The organism is Gammaproteobacteria bacterium (assembly GCA_013003425.1).
In the GTDB taxonomy this organism is placed as follows: domain Bacteria; phylum Pseudomonadota; class Gammaproteobacteria; order Steroidobacterales; family JABDKV01; genus JABDJB01.
In genome coordinates, this window is the sequence record JABDJB010000046.1 from 43,368 (window position 1) to 56,644 (window position 13,277).

Below are 13,277 nucleotides of genomic sequence, written 5' to 3' on the forward strand. Positions count from 1 at the left end.
CATGGCCCGGGAATTTCATCGTAGTGATCGCGTTGGTGAGGAAATCCAGCGCTCGCTGAGCGAGATCATTCGTGATGAACTGGATGATCCGCGGCTGCGGCTGATAACGCTTACCGAAGTGCGGGTAACCCGTGACCTCGGTCATGCGCGGGTATTTTTTACTTCGCTGGACGATGGTGAGCACGAGCCGCTGGTTAAAGCTCTGGAGCGTGCCTCCGGCTTTCTGCGCGGTGAACTCGGCCGGCGACTGGTTATTCGCGCCGTGCCGCAGTTGCATTTCGAATACGACGTCAGTCTCGAGCAGGGGCAGCGATTGCGGTCCTTGATCGACCAGGCTGTTGCCGACGACCGCGAGCGGGCAGCCGGCGACGAAGAGGACTGAGATGGCGGCCCGGCGCGGACAACGTGACGTGCACGGCATTGTTCTGCTGGACAAGCCGGTTGGGGATACCTCGAACCGTGCGCTGCAGCGCGTAAAACGACTTTACCAGGCAAAAAAAGGCGGCCATACCGGTAGTCTCGATCCTCTTGCCAGCGGGCTGCTGGTTATTTGCCTCGGTGAGGCCACCAAAGTTTCGGCCTACCTGCTCGATACCAACAAGCGTTACACGGTTTCTGCCAGCCTGGGACGCAAGACCGATTCAGGCGATGCCGCCGGCAAGGTGACGGCGGAAACGACCACGATTGCCGGCAGGTCCGAGATCGAAGCCGTGTTGCCACGGTTCCGCGGCAAGATCAGCCAGGTCCCGCCGATGTACTCGGCACTCAAGCACCAGGGGCGCAGGCTTTATGAGTTGGCGCGGGAAGGCGTCGAGATCGAGCGCAAGGCCCGCACCGTGACAATTTTCCACCTCGAGCTGACCGGCTGCGACGAGCAAGGGTTCGAGCTGGAGGTTGCCTGCTCGAAAGGCACCTATGTGCGGACGCTGGTCGAGGATATCGCCGAGGCGGCCGGCAGCCTGGCCCATGTCAGGGCCCTGCGGCGCACCGCCCTGGGACCGTTCAGCGCGGCCGAAATGCTCAGCATGGAGCAGCTGGAGACAGCGGCGCACGAGGGGCTTGAGACGCTCGACAGCAAGCTGGAACCGATAGACAGGGCCATCTCTGCATGGCCGGCTGTCAGGCTTGGTCAGGATGCCTCCTGGTACCTGCAGCAGGGCCAGCCGGTGACCGTGCCACGGGCACCCGCAGAGGGCTGGGTGAGGCTGTATGCGGCCGAATCGCGGTTCATCGGAATCGGCGAGGTGATTGCGGACGGGCGGATTGCGCCGCGGCGCCTTTTCAGGCTGGGAAACAGTTGTTTATAACGGGGCGGCGAGGGTAGAATCTGCCGCGCGTAAAAAGGGCTAAATAGTAAGATCAGGAGTTTTGGCAAATGCCTCTTTCCAGTGAGCAAAAATCGGGGGTTATCTCCGAGTATCAGAAATCATCTGGCGACACAGGGTCGCCCGAAGTGCAGGTTGCTTTGCTGTCGAAGCGAATCAACGAGCTGTCCGATCATTTTTCGGAGCACAAGAAAGACCATCATTCACGCCGTGGCCTGTTGAAAATGGTCAACCAGCGGCGCAAATTGCTTGATTACCTCAAGAAGAAGGACCTGAAACGTTATCAGGACCTCATTGCCCGGCTCGGCCTGCGCCGATAACGGCTGATCGCGACGCGACAGCTGCTTTCTGAAGTTACCTACAGGATTATTAACGTGGAAACGTTCAAAAAGACGTTCCAGTATGGAACGCACACTGTTTCTGTTGAAACGGGCGAGATGGCTCGCCAGGCAGACGGCGCGGTGGTTGTCACCATGTCGGATACCGTTGTTCTGGTCACTGCGGTGGGCGCGCGCGAGGCTGATGCCGGCCGCGGGTTTTTCCCCCTGACCTGCAACTATATTGAAAAGACCTATGCTGCCGGCAAGATTCCGGGCGGGTTTTTCAAGCGCGAGGGACGTCCCAGCGAGAAAGAGACGCTGACCTCACGGCTGATGGACCGGCCGATCCGGCCGCTGTTCCCGAAGGGCTTCATGAACGAAGTCCAGGTGATAGCCACCGTTGTGTCGATGAATCCGGATGTTGATCCGGATATACCGGCCATGCTCGGTGCAGGTGCCGCACTGGCCCTGTCCGGCATCCCGTTCAGCGGCCCGGTTGCCGCTGCGCGCGTTGGCTACATCAATGGCGATTACGTGCTCAACCCGACAAACACGGCGCTGGTCGACTCCGACCTGGAGCTGGTGGTGGCCGGCACCAAAGAAGCGGTGCTGATGGTTGAATCACAGGCGCGTGAATTGCAGGAGGATGTAATGCTGGGCGCCGTCATGTACGGCCACGAGCAGATGCAGGTCGCAATAGACGCCATCAACGAACTTGCCGCAGAAGCGGGTAAGCCGGCCTGGGAGTGGACGGCACCACAGGCCGACGAACAGCTGGCAAGTGCTGCAGCGGAACTGGCGACCGGGCCGATTGGCGAGGCTTACCGGATTCCGGAAAAAATGGCGCGACGCGAACAGTTGCGACTGGCCAAGAAAGCCGTTGTCGAACAGCTGGTCGAGCGCAATGAAGAGTGGGCCGGCTCGGCCGGCAGTGCGGTATCTGCCGTCGAGAGCCAGATCGTGCGCTCGCGGTCGCTGAGTGGCGAAGCGCGTATTGACGGCCGTGACGACAAGACAGTGCGGCCGCTGAATATTCGCACCGGAGTCCTGCCACGCACGCATGGCTCGGCGCTTTTCACCCGCGGCGAAACCCAGGCGCTGGTTACCACGACGCTGGGAACCGGCCGCGACGCGCAGATCATCGACGCCCTGGAGGGTGAGCGCAAAGATCCTTTCATGCTGCATTACAATTTCCCGCCGTTTTGCGTTGGTGAAGCCCGTTTCATGACCGGCCCGAAGCGGCGCGAAATCGGACACGGTAACCTGGCCAGACGCGGCATCGCCGCTGTCCTGCCCGATATGGATGAATTTCCTTACGTCGTCCGCGTCGTTTCGGAAGTGACCGAGTCGAATGGTTCGAGTTCGATGGCAACCGTCTGCGGCACCAGCCTGGCGCTGATGGATGCCGGCGTGCCGATCAAGGCACCGGTAGCCGGTATAGCCATGGGCCTGGTCAAGGAAGGCGACAACTTCCGTATCCTGACCGACATCCTGGGTGACGAAGATCATCTGGGCGACATGGATTTCAAGGTGGCCGGAAGCAATGACGGTGTTACCGCCCTGCAGATGGATATCAAGATTCAGGGTATCGATCGCGAAATCATGCAGCAGGCCCTGGCGCAGGCACGCGACGCGCGCATGCACATACTCGGCGAGATGAACAAGGTGCTCGAGAATCCGCGCGAGAAGATGTCCGAATGGGCGCCGAGCATCGTCACGATAAAGATCGATCCCGAGAAGATCCGCGACGTTATCGGCAAGGGTGGCAGCGTGATCCGTGCCATAACGGAAGAGACTGGCGCGACGATCGACATCGACAACGACGGTACGGTCAAGATCGCTTCAGTTGATGGCGCATCCGGCCGGGAAGCGCTGAAGCGGATCGAGATGATTACGGCCGAAGTCGAAGTCGGCAAGATCTACGAGGGTAAGGTCGCTCGCCTGATGGATTTTGGTGCCTTTGTCACCATACTGCCTGGCAAGGATGGCCTGGTACACATCTCGCAGATCTCCAACGAGCGCGTGGAGAAAGTCAGCGACAAGCTCAATGAAGGTGATGTCGTCAGGGTCAAGGTGCTCGAAGTTGATCGCCAGGGGCGTGTCAGGCTGAGCATGCGCGACGTCGACGCGGCCTGAGCAAAAGCAGAAATCGGCCACGAAAAAAGCCCGGCATTGCCGGGCTTTTTTTGTATTTGCGTTGCGAGAATTGGATGTTCGCGGCTAAAGCCGCTCCTACAGCCGCTGCTACTTGCTGTTTGAGCCCATCAACGTCTTGAAAATTTCTTCCTGGGCTGATTTCCAGCGATTGTAGTTTTTCAGTGTGATGTCGGTGACGATGCCAACCGGATCGATGCCGACGACGCTGCGAACCCGCTCACGCACCTGGTGCTGCTGCGACATGAACAGCTTCATGCTCTGCTCAAGGTAGCTGCTGGCTACGTTCTGCAGGCTGCTGCCGTAAGAACGAATCACCTGAGACAGGAAATCACGACTCAGAATCGGGTCGCCTTCCTGCTCCTGTTCGCTGATTACTTGCAGCAGGATGCAGCGGGTGATGTCCTGCTGCGACTTCTTGTCGATGACGACAAAGTCCACCTGGTCCATCACCAGTCGCCGAACGTCGGCCAGGGTGATGTAGCGGCTTTCCTCGGTGTCGTACAGGCGCCGATTCGGGTACTTCTTAATGATTCTCGATTCGGTTTCGCGAGTCTCTGATTCTGCGGCAGTTTGCATTTAGATTGTCTCCAGATTGCGGCGGCCCCCGAAATCCCCCACGGGCTGCTGCGGTGCAAGGTAGGAAACATCTTACGCCCGCTTTGCAATGTCATTCAACTGTCAAATCGCTGCTGGATCACTGCTCCGCGAATCACTTCGGTCGGTTGCAGCTTTTGGTCAAGCTGCAATGCAGAAATGCCATGCAACTTATTGATATTCCAGTTTGTTTGTGCCCAGTCAATTACCTCGGCAACCGGATGATCCGCCAGCTCCGGGGGAGGATCCTGGCGCAGGACGACCAGGGCATCGAACATAACCCGGCCCCGCCTGTCCTTTGGCAGCCCTGCCGCGCCAAATGACTTGCTCAACTTGTTGCCGTCCGGGTCCAGCGCGAGGGGCAGATGGGCATGGCGCGGCTCGGGCAGCGACAGCGATTTACGCAGCCAGCTTTGCCGTGGCGTGGAGTCGAGCAGGTCGCAGCCGCGTACGATATGGGTGATTCCCTGCGCTGCATCATCGATGGTGACGGCCAGCTGGTACGCGTGCAGACCGTCCCTGCGCCGGATGACGAAGTCTCCCGTTTCGCTTGCCAGACGCCACGAGAAGCGGCCCTGCACGGCATCGTCGATAGTCACGGGCTCATCGCTGGTTACCAGCCGGATAGCATGCTCTTCGCTGGCTGATATCGCGGCTTTCCGGCAGGTCCCGGGGTAGATCCCGCCGGGGTGGGCGGCGACCATGCGGCGCGTGCAGCGGCACCGGTAGGCCAGACCCTCGTGTAACAGGCGGCCGATAACATCGCAGTACCTGTCCAGGCGGCGGCTCTGGTAGACGAGCGGGCCGTCCCAGTGCAGCTGGTAATCGTCCAGTGTGCGCAGGATTAAGTCGGCCGATCCGGGTACCTCGCGTGGCGGGTCGAGGTCCTCAATACGGACCTGCCACTGCCCGCCAGCCCGACGGGCCTCCAGAAAGCTGCCGAGCGCTGCCAGCAGCGAGCCAAAATGCAGTGGCCCGGTGGGAGAGGGGGCAAACCGGCCGACGTAGGGCACACCGCTCATTGCGGGGGCACTCAGCCGCGCATCTGTTTCTCGCGGATCTCGTCCAGCGTCTTGCAGTCGATGCACAGGGTGGCCGTGGGGCGCGCCTCCAGCCGGCGTACGCCGATTTCCACGCCGCACGATTCGCAGTACCCGTAGTCGCCCGAGTCCATAGTCAGCATGGCCTCGTCGATTTTCTTGATCAGCTTGCGCTCCCGGTCTCGGGTGCGCAGCTCGAGACTGAACTCCGATTCCTGTGTCGCCCGGTCGTTGGGGTCCGGGAAGTTGGCCGCCTCGTCCTTCATGTGATGCACGGTGCGGTCGACTTCTTCCATCAACTCATGCTTCCAGGCATCAAGAATCATTGTGAAGTGTTTGAGTTGACGGGCATTCATGTACTTTTCTTTCGCCCGCAACTTGTATGGCGCTATCCCCGCAACCGGCCCGTTAACCAGCAGGTCTGCGCGGCTGGCCTTGCCCCGGCCGGTTTTTTTCGTCACAGCCTTGCGTGATGCCGTCTTCTTCGTCGTTTTTTTCCGGCTGGTGGTCTTCTTCGCCGGCTTTGCGCGGCTGGCAGTTTTCTTTCTAGCCGCTTTCTTCGCGGGCTTCTTGCGCCCGGTCGTCTTCTTTTTTGCTACCTTTTTCTTTGCCGTCTTTTTGCGGCCGGCAGCCTTCTTTTTAGCTACCTTTTTCCTGGCAGTCTTTTTGCGGGTGGTTTTTTTCTTTGCCGTCTTGCGGGCAGTGGCCTTTTTCGTCGTTTTTTTCCTGCTCGCGGCTTTTTTCCGCGTGGCTTTCTTGCGGGCGCCGCGGCTGGCGGACGCCTTTTTCGTGCGGGCGGAAGACTTTTTACGTGTCGCCATCGGTACACCTCGGGCCGGAGAAAACGCGAGATTCTAGCGTTTTCCAGCCGGTTTTGCAGCCACCGTTCAGGGCAGGGACACTGCCGGCGGTGCTTCCCAGTCTGGCTGACGATGTTCAGCAACTACGGTCGTATAAATGCCGCCTCGTACATTAAATTCCGCTCGTAATCGCATGAACTTTGGTTCAATTGCCCCGGTCAGATCAGCAAGAATCTGGTTGGTGACGGCCTCGTGGAAGGCCCCCTCATTGCGGTATGACCAGACGTACATCTTCAGCGCCTTCAACTCCACGCACAGCCCGTCGGGGACGTACTCGATGTGAAGAGTCGCAAAATCAGGCTGGCCGGTTTTCGGGCAGAGGCAGGTGAACTCTGGAATCGAAATCCGAATGGTATAATCGCGGCCAGGTTCCGGGTTGGGAAAGGCCTCGAGTTCACGACTGGGCTGCGGCTTTTCACTGGAGAAACTCATACTCGGTCACCGGTACATTGTTGCAGTGGAGTTGATTGTACTAGTTGCATCGCGAGGATAAAGCGGAACCGACCAGACTGGCGCCCGGCAGTAAAGCGCCCGACTCCCGCCTCCCTCTGTTTTACAAGTTTGCCATTGTTCAAATTCAATTGCGGTTCGCGCTTACGCGTAGCCGGGGATTACTTTAAACTATCGCTTTTACAGGAATGCGTCTGCCTTAAATGCGTCTGAGCAAAATCAAGCTGGCTGGCTTCAAGTCATTTGTCGATCCAACGACCCTCGAATTTCCCGGTAACCTGCTGGCAGTCGTCGGTCCCAATGGTTGCGGTAAATCGAACGTCATTGATGCGGTTCGCTGGGTCATGGGCGAGAGTTCGGCCAAGACCCTGCGTGGTGATTCACTGGCCGATGTTATTTTCAACGGCTCGACGTCACGCAAGCCGGTAGGCACAGCAACAATCGAACTGATATTCGACAATTCCGACGGCGCCATCGGTGGGCCGTATGCCAATTACAACGAAGTGTCGATAAAGCGACTGCTGTCACGCGATGGCACCTCGCAGTATTTTCTGAATAACACGCGCTGCCGACGCAAAGATATCAAGAGCATTTTTCTTGGCACCGGCCTCGGTCCACGCAGCTACGCGATTATCGAGCAGGGCATGATCTCGCGGTTGATCGAGGCACGGCCCGAAGACCTGCGTGTTTACCTGGAGGAAGCGGCCGGAATATCCAAATACAAGGAGCGCCGGCGCGAAACAGAAAATCGTATGCGCCACACGCGCGATAATCTTGATCGGCTGAATGACCTGCGCGAAGAGGTGGAGGCGCAGCTGAAACACCTGCAGCGCCAGGCAAGCGTCGCCGAGCGCTACAAGACTTACAAGGACGAGCAGCGCCGTTCAGCAGCGGAGCTGCTGGTTCTGCGGATGCGCGAACTCCAGGCTGGCATGGCGGCCGAACGGCAGAAGCAGATGGAATGCGAGACGGCCCTGGAGGCTGCAATCTCACAGCAACGCTCGATCGAGGCCGACATAGAGAAGGCGCGTGAGCGCCAGGCCGGCAATACCGATGCAGCCAACGCGGTGCAGGAACGCTTCTACACAACCGGTGCCGAGATTGCCCGTCTGGAGCAGCAAATCCAGCACAGCCGTGAGATGCGCAAACGCCACGAAGATGACCTGGTGCAGACGCGTTCGGGTCTGGAAGAGCTCGACGTGCTGATCAATCGCGATTCTGGTGAACTCAAGGACCTCGAAGGGACGCTGGGTTTGCTCGAACCGGATCTGCAGCGGGCGCGTGAAGCCGAATACGGTTCGGCAGCCGGACTGCAACAGGCTGAGTCAGCCATGCAGGCGTGGCAGCAAAGCTGGGACGAGCATGCCGAGAAACGCAACGCGGCACAGCAGACGCTGGAGGTCGAGCAGGCGCGTATCGAGCATCGGGAACAAGCACTGCGTGACTACCGCAACCGCAGCGAGCAATTACAGACGCAGCGCGAAGAGCTCTCTGTAGCTGCATTGAAAGAGCAGATCAGCGGCATTTCCCGCGAGGAGTCTGCCAAGCGGGTCATGCTGGAAGGTCTGCACAGCGGGCTTGCCTCAATCATCACTGAGGTTGACGGCCTGCGTGACGAGGACAAACGCCTCGCGGCACGGCTGGACGAGAGCCGTGTCGAGCTGCACCAGCTGCAGGGCAGGCTGGCTTCGCTGGAGGCGCTGCAGCAGGCGGCGCTGGGCGAGAACAAGAAGGCGGTAATGCGCTGGCTGGAAGGCAGCACGTTTGCCGGTCAACAGCGGCTGGGCCAGGTGCTGTCAGTCGAGCCGGGTTGGGAGCGGGCGGTCGAAACGGTTCTTGGTGATTACCTGGAAGCGATCTGTATAGATGGCATGGACGCTGTTGAGGCGGTACTCGGTGAGTTGCCCGACTTTTCGCTCGGCTTCGTCGTAACCGGCAAGCCTGGCAAATCAGGCTGGTTCAAGGCCGGCGAGCCGCTGGCAACAAAAGTCAGCGGCGATATCCGCGTCGATTCGCTCATGTCACAGGTTTTCGCTGCTGACTCGTTGAGTGAGGCGCTGGGTATGCGCAGCCGGCTGGGCGCCGGTGAGTCTGTTATTACGCGCGACGGCGTCTGGATTGGTGCCGACTGGTTGCGGGTGAGCCGGGATGAAGAGGCACACGCCGGCGTACTCTCGCGCGAGGATGAAATCCGCCGTTTGCGGCTGCGCTGCGACACGCTGCAAAGGGAAGTGTCCGAGCTTGGCGAAAAGCACGATGCGGCACGCAACCGGATTACCGCACTCGACAAGAAGCGCGACCTGGCGCAGGTCGAGGTCAACCAGGTTGGCAGCGTTCATGCCTCGCTGCGAGCGAAGCTGGAGGAGCGCCAGGAAAGACTTGAGCACCAGACCCGGACGATCGATTCGCTGGCCAGCGAAGCCGGCAGCGTCGGTGAGCAGGTGCGTGAAATCGAGGAAGCGCTGCGCCAGTCCCGCATCCTGGTCGATGAAACCAGGCGGCAGCTGGCCAACCTGGAAGAGCAGAAACACGAGCTGGTCGCGCAGCGTATCAGCCTGACCGAGAAGCTGGCGCAGGCCCGCGACGCCGCGCGCGAAGACCGTGAGCGTACCCAGCAGCTGGCGATTGAAGTCGAATCGCGTCGTTCGACCCAGCAGACCGCCAGCGGCAGCATTGAGCGCATGCGGCGGCAGCAGGAGCAACTGCAACAACGCATCGTAGAGCTGGGCCAGCAAATCGAGGCCAGCGTTGCACCTCAGGCCGCGAACGACGAGCAACTGCAGGCATTGCTGCAGTCACGCATTGCCATCGAGAAGGAGCTGGGCGATGCACGCAGCAAACTCGAATCGGTGGAAGATGAACTGCGCAAACTGGACGAAACCCGTTTGCAGCAGGAACAGGAAGTCCAGAGACATCGCGATGCACTGAACGAAGTACGGCTTAGCGGCCAGGAAGTACGAGTGCGGCACGAGACGGTAGCTGAGCAGTTTGCTGAAACCGCCTTCGATCTCGAAACAATGCAGGGGGAATTGCCGGAGGACGCGGCAGCAGCCGACTGGGAGCAGCGGCTGGAAAAACTCGACGCGAGAATCTCCCGGCTGGGCGCTATCAACCTTGCCGCTATCGACGAATATCGCGAGCAGTCCGAGCGCAAGGAATACCTGGACTCCCAGCATGACGACCTGAACGAGGCGCTGGAAACGCTCGAGCGGGCTATTCGGAAAATTGACAAGGAAACCCGGGCACGGTTTCGTGAGACCTTCGAACAGGTTGATGCGGAGTTCCGCCGCCTGTTCCCACGCCTGTTTGGTGGCGGCACCGCCTTTCTCGAACTTACCGGAGATGACCTGCTGAACTCAGGCGTCACGGTTATGGCGCGCCCGCCAGGCAAGCGCAACAGCACTATTCACTTACTGTCCGGTGGCGAGAAGGCACTGACTGCCGTCGCGATGGTGTTTGCGATATTCGCTCTGAACCCCGCACCGTTTTGCATGCTCGACGAGGTCGACGCCCCGCTGGACGATGCGAACGTCGGAAGGTTCTGCGATATCGTTCGCGAGATGTCTGAGACCGTTCAGTTTATTGTGATTACGCACAACAAGACCACCATGGAAATGGCCAACCAGCTGATGGGCGTGACCATGCAGGAGCCGGGCGTATCGCGCCTGGTCGCGGTGGATGTTGACGAAGCGGTGCAAATGGCTGCGATGTAATGGCTGTCTGGCCAGCCGTCGGGTACAAAAATGACTGAACTCAGGATGATTCTTCTGGCCGTAGGCGTCGTCGTGATCGCCGGTATCTACTGGTTTACCCGCCGGGAGAAACGCGCAAAAGGGAGCGGCGGTGAGCGGCGCGAACCGAGCTTCGAGACCTTTGTCAGTGAATCTGATTCTGTGCCGTCGACCCGCGCTGCAGACTTCGCCAGACAGTCCAACCCGGTGGCCGAGGCAGCCGACGTGACCAGCAGCATTGCGGATGCGCCGGCTAGTGCCCGGCAGGCGTTTACTGCGCCAGCCGACGCGCCCGTTTCACCGGCCGGGCAGCCATTCCAGCAGGCTGACCTGCCGCTGCCTGAGGAGCTGCGCCCGGAACCGGAGGCGCAACTTGGCGCCGACTCCTCAGCATCTTCGCCAGACCAGAAAGAAATGGTCATCGTGATCAACGTGTCGGCCAAGGGCGGCAAGCGTTTCGGCGGCCCGGAAATCGTCGATGCGTTGCGGGCCGAGCAGCTGGAATTGGGCGAACTCGATATTTTTCATCGGCGCAGCGGTGGGCGCTCGATGTTCAGCGCAGCGAGCATGGTTGAGCCTGGCACGTTCGACTTATCCACGATTGATCGCTTTTCCACACCCGGTGTCAGCCTGTTCCTGGTGTTGCCGGGGCCTGACAGCCCGGTGGCGGCCTTCACCGAGATGTTGTCAGTTGCCCGCCGGCTGGCCACGACACTTGGGGGTGAAGTGCTGGATGAAAGCGGCAGTACGCTCAGTCGCCAGGCCGCCAGCCATTTGCGCGAACAAATAATCAACTTTGCCCATCGTATCCGGTAACCGCCATGGCGGTGCCGCAGAAGATCAAGCGTCGCGCCGCGAAGTTGCGCGCGGAAATAGAGCAGCATAATTACCGGTACTACGTACTGGACGATCCGGAGGTAGCCGATACCGAGTACGATCGCCTGTTACGTGAGCTTGTTGAACTGGAGCAGCAGCATCCGTCGCTGGTAACGCCGGAATCGCCAACCCAGCGTGTCGGCGCGGCACCGGCGGCTCAATTCGATCAGGTGCAGCATGAAGTTCCTATGCTGTCACTGGGGAATGCTTTTGATGAGTCGGAGTTGCGTGCTTTCGATCGCCGTATTCACGAGCGCCTGTCAATCGAAGACGACATCGATTACACCGCCGAGCCCAAGCTGGATGGCCTGGCCGTAAACCTGCGCTACGAGGCCGGACTGCTGGTGCGTGGGGCAACCCGTGGCGACGGGCAGCACGGCGAAGACGTTACTCATAATATTCGCACCATTCCTTCGGTTCCTTTGCGGCTGCGGGGAACCGGATTCCCGCCCGTGGTAGAGATCCGTGGCGAGGTTTACATGCCCAAAGCCGGTTTCGCGCGGCTGAATGCGCGTATGGCGAAAGAGGGCGGCAAGGTGTTCGTAAACCCGCGTAACGCAGCAGCCGGCAGCCTGCGGCAGCTGGATCCAAAGCTGACTGCGGAGCGACCGTTGCAGATCTTCTGCTACGGCGTCGGGTTTGCCAGTGAAACGACGCTGCCCGCTACTCATGGCGAGATCCTGGAGGCGCTGAAAGAGTGGGGCTGCCGGGTCTGCCCGCAGGCCGAGGTTGTATCCGGAGTCGACGGATGCCTGGAGTACTACGGCAAAATTGGGCAAAAACGCGAGAAATTGCCGTACGAGATTGATGGTGTCGTTTATAAGGTGAATCGTGCCGATTTCCAGGAAAGACTCGGCTTTGTCTCACGTGCGCCACGGTGGGCAATAGCGCACAAGTTTCCAGCGCATGAGGAAATGACGGTTGTGAATGACGTGGAGTTCCAGGTAGGCCGTACCGGTGCCCTGACGCCGGTGGCTCGTCTGGAGCCGGTTTTTGTGGGCGGGGTGACCGTAAGCAATGCCACCTTGCACAACATGGACGAGCTGCACCGCAAAGATGTCCGGGTTGGAGACAAGGTGATTGTGCGACGTGCCGGAGACGTAATTCCAGAGGTCGTTAAGGTGGTCGGCAAACGACGCAAGCGACCACGCCCGGTGCAGCTGCCAAAGAAGTGTCCTGAATGCCGGTCGGCAGTGATGCGTGCCGAAGACGAGGCAGTCGCCCGCTGTACTGGTGGATTGTTTTGCCCGGCGCAACGCAAGCAGGCCATTGGTCATTTTGCCTCCCGCCGCGCCATGGACATCGATGGGCTCGGCGGAAAGCTCATCCAGCAGCTGGTCGAGGCGGAGCTGGTGCGTACGCCGGCAGACCTGTACCGGCTGGAGAAATCGCAGCTGCTCGGGCTGGAGCGGATGGGAGAGAAATCCGCTGACAATTTGCTGGCGGCAATCGACCGCAGCAAGAACACTACGCTGGCACGCTTTCTGTACGCTTTGGGTATTCGCGAGGTGGGAGAGGCCACAGCAGCAGCGCTGGCAGCCTATTTTGGGTCGCTCGAGCCACTGCTGGAGGCAGATGCAGAGGTTCTCGTGGAAGTGCCCGATGTCGGCCCCATAGTGGCAGGCCGCATCGTCGGGTTTTTCAGGGAATCGCATAACCGGGAGGTGGTGGAAGAGTTGTGCCAGCTGGGTATCACCTGGCCCGTCGTGGAAAGACACGCCGACGATTCCGGTCCACTCGATGGCCTTGTATTTGTGCTAACTGGTACCCTGAGCGACATGACCCGCGAGCAGGCAAAGGAGCGCATCATGGAATTAGGCGGACGCGTATCCGGCAGTGTCTCCAGGAAGACTGACTATCTCGTCGCCGGCGCCAAAGCCGGCTCAAAACTAAAGAAAGCCGAGAAGTTGGGCGTGAAAATACT

Annotated in this window: 11 protein-coding genes; 7 read left to right on the forward strand and 4 right to left on the reverse strand. The window is 59.8% G+C overall.

Going from position 1 to position 13,277, the window contains the following annotated elements:
- The first annotated feature begins 1 nt into the window (after position 1).
- The 4 genes from rbfA to pnp all read left to right on the forward strand — a co-directional run bounded on the left by rbfA (position 2) and on the right by pnp (position 3,781).
- Positions 2-382, forward strand: coding sequence for a 30S ribosome-binding factor RbfA (rbfA, locus tag HKN06_07360; GenBank protein ID NNF61131.1), 381 nt, complete (start codon positions 2-4; stop codon positions 380-382).
- A gap of 1 nt (position 383) precedes the next feature.
- Positions 384-1,307, forward strand: a complete 924-nt coding sequence (truB, locus tag HKN06_07365; protein NNF61132.1) for a tRNA pseudouridine(55) synthase TruB — start codon at positions 384-386, stop codon at positions 1,305-1,307.
- 68 nt (positions 1,308-1,375) lie between these two features.
- Positions 1,376-1,645: a 30S ribosomal protein S15 gene (gene rpsO, locus HKN06_07370; GenBank protein ID NNF61133.1), complete on the forward strand. Its 270-nt coding sequence runs from the start codon at positions 1,376-1,378 to the stop codon at positions 1,643-1,645.
- Positions 1,646-1,699: 54 nt separating this feature from the next.
- A complete protein-coding gene (gene pnp, locus HKN06_07375) occupies positions 1,700-3,781 on the forward strand; it encodes a polyribonucleotide nucleotidyltransferase (GenBank protein NNF61134.1) in 2,082 nt (693 codons plus the stop codon).
- 108 nt (positions 3,782-3,889) lie between these two features.
- Here the strand turns inward: pnp and phaR are convergent, their stop codons facing one another.
- The 4 genes from phaR to queF form a co-directional block, all read right to left on the reverse strand.
- Positions 3,890-4,378 carry a polyhydroxyalkanoate synthesis repressor PhaR gene (phaR, locus tag HKN06_07380; protein ID NNF61135.1) on the reverse strand — a complete coding sequence of 163 codons (489 nt, stop codon included), beginning with the start codon at positions 4,376-4,378 and terminating at the stop codon, positions 3,890-3,892.
- Positions 4,379-4,473: 95 nt separating this feature from the next.
- Positions 4,474-5,418 carry a tRNA glutamyl-Q(34) synthetase GluQRS gene (gene gluQRS / locus HKN06_07385; GenBank protein NNF61136.1) on the reverse strand — a complete coding sequence of 315 codons (945 nt, stop codon included), beginning with the start codon at positions 5,416-5,418 and terminating at the stop codon, positions 4,474-4,476.
- Positions 5,419-5,429: 11 nt separating this feature from the next.
- Complete coding sequence (dksA, locus tag HKN06_07390; GenBank protein NNF61137.1) at positions 5,430-6,257, reverse strand: RNA polymerase-binding protein DksA; 828 nt, start codon at positions 6,255-6,257, stop codon at positions 5,430-5,432.
- A gap of 66 nt (positions 6,258-6,323) precedes the next feature.
- The gene (gene queF / locus HKN06_07395) at positions 6,324-6,728 is read right to left on the reverse strand and encodes an NADPH-dependent 7-cyano-7-deazaguanine reductase QueF (GenBank protein ID NNF61138.1); all 405 of its coding nucleotides are present in this window, start codon (positions 6,726-6,728) and stop codon (positions 6,324-6,326) included.
- A 221-nt stretch (positions 6,729-6,949) separates the two neighbouring features.
- Between queF and smc the strand changes: the two genes are divergently transcribed.
- The 3 genes from smc to ligA form a co-directional block, all read left to right on the forward strand.
- Positions 6,950-10,459, forward strand: coding sequence for a chromosome segregation protein SMC (smc, locus tag HKN06_07400; protein ID NNF61139.1), 3,510 nt, complete (start codon positions 6,950-6,952; stop codon positions 10,457-10,459).
- A 30-nt stretch (positions 10,460-10,489) separates the two neighbouring features.
- A complete protein-coding gene (gene zipA / locus HKN06_07405; GenBank protein NNF61140.1) occupies positions 10,490-11,293 on the forward strand; it encodes a cell division protein ZipA in 804 nt (267 codons plus the stop codon).
- A gap of 5 nt (positions 11,294-11,298) precedes the next feature.
- A partial coding sequence (gene ligA, locus HKN06_07410) for an NAD-dependent DNA ligase LigA (protein NNF61141.1) occupies positions 11,299-13,277 on the forward strand: 1,979 nt, incomplete at its 3' end.